Origin of the sequence: Burkholderia sp. LMU1-1-1.1 (genome assembly GCF_040675865.1) — a bacterium.
Lineage (GTDB): Bacteria > Pseudomonadota > Gammaproteobacteria > Burkholderiales > Burkholderiaceae_D > Rugamonas.
This window is the reverse complement of record NZ_JBEGHG010000065.1, coordinates 1-264: the sequence shown is the minus strand read 5'-3', so window position 1 is coordinate 264 and position 264 is coordinate 1. Positions and strand designations below refer to the sequence as shown.

Sequence of the window (264 nt, the reverse complement as noted above, 5' to 3'; positions counted from 1 at the left end):
CACCGTCGTATGATGCGATGGGGGGACGGATCGCGGAAGGTTGTCCAACTGTTGGAATAGTTGGTTGCTGCTTCATAGAAGGCGCTTAGGCAAATCCGGGCGCGTAATTCAAGGGAGTGGGACGAGAGACTTAGGTCTCGAAGCAATCGGAAGTGGTTCCAAGAAAAGCCTCTAAGCTTCAGTCATACGAGACCGTACCGCAAACCGACACAGGTGGGCGAGATGAGTATTCTAAGGCGCTTGAGAGAACTCGGGAGAAGGAAC

The 264-nt window shown here is 53.0% G+C and carries 1 rRNA gene; it reads left to right on the top strand.

What is annotated here, in order from left to right:
- Positions 1–264, top strand: a 23S ribosomal RNA gene (locus MRBLMU1_RS32750); the annotation flags it as partial.